The sequence below is a fragment of the Pseudomonas sp. P5_A2_2 genome (genome assembly GCF_054177685.1).
Genome location: NZ_JBGCUL010000380.1, coordinates 1 through 4,209, shown reverse-complemented (window position 1 = coordinate 4,209; position 4,209 = coordinate 1). Strand labels below are relative to the sequence as shown.

Genomic DNA, 4,209 nt, shown 5'->3' with positions numbered 1-4,209 from the left:
GTCTAACATCGTTCTAACGCTGGTCTAACACTTTGAGCCCGTGAGAGCTACCACCAGCGGCCCCGAATAATCAGCCTTCTGGGGGTCCTTATCGCCTGCCCGTGAGGGGTCCTTATGGCGCCCGCGAGGACCTGCGCGAGGGCATACGGGGGAACCTGAGCCTGTAGATGCAATGAGGTGGTCATTCCCAAATTTTCTGTATTTTATCGTTAAGGTCCCTTGAGGTGCCCGTACAGCCAAAAGGCCAGATGGACAACCACACAGACCAGATAGGCAGCCTGTAGGGTGTCCATGGGGTTTCTCCTTTAGGTTGTTTCTTACAGCCCCCCGTGACTTTTAGGGTGAGCATCGAGGCCCACTGGTCCTCTCTCGAAACCATGCCAGACTCACTAACATAGCTCTACTGGTAGAGTAGCGTCGCTTGGCATCAAAGTAAGAAGCCATCAATGATGTTCGCAACCAATCTATAAGGAATATTTGTGCGTGATCAAGAGCGCGATGAGTCAATGAACGACGACAGCTTGAGCATGGTTGATAGTGCTGGAGCTTTTATCGGTGTGACCAGTTTGATGAAGGCTGCAAGGACTGAGGATGAAATAGGATGTGTGCTAAGAAGTCATTTGATAGCTGAAAGCATCATGGAGAAATACTTAGTTAGTAGAACTCAAGCAAAACTGTCTCGGTTTTTTAATTTCAAAGATGGACGAATGAGCTTTTCCGTAAAAGTTCAACTTTGTCTGGCCTTTGGAATGCCAATAGAGTTTGGTGAGTTCTTAGTGGGCCTGAATAAAATAAGGAATAAGTTTGGTCATGATGTGGACTCCGAGTTAAATTCAAGGGAGYTTGATGGGCTGGCTGTAATCTGTGATAAACATGACTGGTCTCCTGACAAACCAGTTAGAACAAAAAAGTTAGAAATTACAACTGATGGCGAGTCAAGAGAGTATCGGTACGGTGATGTGAGTCGTAGAGTCGACTTTCTGATTATTTTTATTACCTTTCTGCCCGAGTTTTCGGGGTGGGCCTTTTATTTCTGTGGTCGTAATAGTATCAAATAAAGCCCTGCCGCATCCTTTACGGTGCGGCCTTACGGGGTTCTTTAAGATCAGCTCAGTAGCGAGCTAAAGCTACGCCAAGGTGATGCGGGTGATCATCGGGAAGGCCACATCCTCGGTCTGGAGACCATCAGCGGTCAGCTTCACCTTGACCTTGCCGTTAGCCACGATGTCTACCTGAGCCATGATCTCAACGTCCCATGCTTGATGGGCAGCGTTACGGGTCGCTTGGATCTTCCAGATGTCGCCGTTACGACCTTCACGGTAGCTCAGGCTGGTGAACATCTTAGGCAGCAGGAACAGACCCTGATCAGTACCAGTGTAAGGCTGCACAGAGGCGCCAATGAGGTCTTGGAGGTCACCCTTGCCAGCTCGCTGAGCAGCACGGTTCAACACGGCCACCAGAGACACAGGCAGAAGAACCACGAAGTCAGCCAGTGAGGTGCCCACGGTTTGGTTGATGTTCATCGTCAAGATGTCGATGAGGTCCTCAGCGATCTCTACAGGCTTGCCGGTAGGCATTGTCGCGGGGACAACCTCAGTGGAAGGAGCGGTCGAGAGGATGCCAGCGATCTTGCCAGCGGCAGTGAACTCGATATCCCGCAACAGCTTCTCAGCGGTCTGACTCATGGACTGCTCAGTCCAGCCAGCAATCAAGGTGTGGTCGAGGACGGTGTGGCGGTAGCTGATCAGCAGAGCGGTGTCGGTCGGCTCAGTGAAGATCACAGACCCGGCCAGGACGGGGCCCTTAGCGACCACCTCATTGTCCCAGTTCTTGCGAGGGTCGAAGGTGACAGTGCGATCAGCCATGGTGATGATCTGTTGACCAGTGGCCTCAGTACCATCCGGACGGAACTCGCAAGGGGTCGCCTCTATGGCAGCCTCACGCCACTCATCGCTATTGAGGTATTCGCTGAGGCCCTCTGTCAGGGCTTCCACATAGACGGACACGTCGGTGGCTCCCAAGTTCTCATGGCGGATGTCTCCGGTGGAGAACTGGATAGTGTTACCGTTCTCGTAGGCCGCTGAGGCGTGCTTTACGGTGTCTTTGGTTGGTGCAATGTATTGGTTAGTCAGTTTCATAGTTTGGTTCTCCTGAATTGGATTGAATGAAGTGTGTTGAGTTTGAGGGGTGGTCTTTAAGGTCCCCTTGAGGGTTTACCAGCCAGAGTTACGGGATCGGGCAGCTAAGACCTTGGCACCATGCTCACGGATGGCAGCGGCACGGGCTTCCTTATCGGCCTTCGCTTGGGCCAGCTCACGGGGCGTCCACTCACGGAGACACTCTGCACGAGCCTCATGCTCAGCTTGTTGGCGAAGACGCAGACGGGCCTTCTCTGACTTGTCTATGGCGTACTCTCGGGCAGCCTCAGGGACCGCATCGAGCGACAGACCGGCCTCAGCGAAGACCTTAACGATCTCAAGCTTACGGCTCTGAACGGTGGCGCATTGAGCGATCAGCATGGGCAGAATGATGTTCTCGGCATACTCACGGCTCAGGGTCTGACCGGACACGGTTACTTCATCTTTCAGGACGTTGGTGATGGTGATTTTCATGGTGTTGGATCTCCTATGAGGTGACCCATTAGTTCAGCCTTGGCGCCATAGAGGCACACGACAAGACGGCAAGGAGTGAGCCGCGTGGGCATCTTCCAAGACTGACTAATAGGTTCTTGATTTCAGATATTTAAAGTTGATGGTCTAACAGGACATGGCGGACCTGAGAGGCATCTTTACGGGGACCTGTGAGGCGACACAGGGTTACTGCTGGCGTAGCGTTAGCTCGCTACTGAGTAGGGTGTGGTTAGCACCACTTGGACGCTTAGACATAATGGTGGGAACATYCTTCATGAGCCGGACCAATCTATCCAAGTCGATCTTAAGGGTCTCCAAGAGTTCTTTGAGGGCGTCTACGTGGTACACAGACATCCTCGTCTTGAGGAACGCATAGGCACCTTCGACATCCTTGTGAGCCCTGAGACCCGTAGTCTTGACGGTGAAGATGGCATAGGCCGATCTCGGAGTCATGGTCGCTTCGATGGCTAAGAGGTCAGCTTGATGCTGAGGCTCAAGACCATCTAACTTGAAGTGGAATAGCATAGGACCTCCTTGAGGTGACTGAGAGAATAGGGATTATCATGGTCGCCAGACCAATCCCTAACTTAGAGACAACTTGAGATATCTATAAGGAATCCTAAAGATAAAGAATAAAGATTTATTTAAAGAATAATAATAAGAGTTACTCAATGAGCAATCTTTAAGAATCTTTAAGTTAAAGGCCCCCGTGCAACTTGAGCAATACACGGTGGCCCCAATCCCGTGCAAGGTCTCTCAGCGGTGTCCTCCATGGACATCGACTAACGAGTGACAATATCAAGCTGCGCTCCTTCCTACTGGAGCCAGACACTGAGGTCTGCTTACCGGGGACTGTTGAGCGCTTGGCGTTCCTCCCATGAAAGGTGGTCGCACTGGTCGTCTCGGTTGTCGCTGGTCGGGTACGCAAGGGAGCCCGGTAGGAATCTGAGAGGTGCCTCAAAGAATGGCTTTCGATTCTTCTGGTGTCCTCTCAATAGTGAGGGGTTTTAAATATTTGTTGATATTCTGGCTTCCATTCGGGTCGTCCATAAGAATCACTGCGATGGCTTGCTGGTCTGCTTAGCGTCATTCTCTCAGCCTGTGGATCCTGGAAAGGGTTCCTCAGTGATCCGCTTGCGGAATGGATCAGAACCCAAAGCCATCCCGTAACCACAACGGGAAATCACGTGACCTGAACACTTTCGGGTCTACCTCAAATATTCAACGCAGTGGTTCAGGTGCTACGCGTTGATCGGTGTTTCAAAAGAAGCTCACAAACTCTTACCATTAGCATTTTTGATGCCTTGCTCGGCCACATCACAAATAAATTTGGCAACATATGAGGCGACATTCCCACTCTCAAACAAAAAATCATTTTCGAATTGATATTCGCCACTAACACTTAGAGTAACCAACTTCCCCATTTTTTTATTGCAATCCCCAGCAGAGACATACCACTTATGCAACTCTATCTTAGAAGACTTGGGGCTAACTATCCTTCCGACTAATACCGCAATTGGAACATCGCTCTTATTTTTTGAATACTCGAATGTGCCGGCCATGGCCTCCCATTTTGATC

Annotated in this window: 4 protein-coding genes; 1 reads left to right on the top strand and 3 read right to left on the bottom strand. The window is 50.8% G+C overall.

From position 1 onward, the window contains the following. Positions 1–479: 479 nt before the first annotated feature. Positions 480–1,058 (top strand): hypothetical protein, encoded by a 579-nt coding sequence (locus ACXRVY_RS18795; RefSeq protein WP_458237963.1) that lies wholly within the window; start codon positions 480–482, stop codon positions 1,056–1,058. A gap of 69 nt (positions 1,059–1,127) precedes the next feature. On the opposite strand, the gene ACXRVY_RS18790 is transcribed toward ACXRVY_RS18795, so the two are convergent. From ACXRVY_RS18790 to ACXRVY_RS18780, 3 genes are all read right to left on the bottom strand, one after another. Next, positions 1,128–2,138, bottom strand: coding sequence for a hypothetical protein (locus tag ACXRVY_RS18790; protein WP_458237962.1), 1,011 nt, complete (start codon positions 2,136–2,138; stop codon positions 1,128–1,130). Between the two features lie 75 nt (positions 2,139–2,213). Beyond that, positions 2,214–2,612, bottom strand: a complete 399-nt coding sequence (locus tag ACXRVY_RS18785; RefSeq protein WP_457265927.1) for a hypothetical protein — start codon at positions 2,610–2,612, stop codon at positions 2,214–2,216. Positions 2,613–3,901: 1,289 nt separating this feature from the next. Beyond that, a partial coding sequence (locus ACXRVY_RS18780; protein WP_458237961.1) for a hypothetical protein occupies positions 3,902–4,209 on the bottom strand: 308 nt, incomplete at its 5' end.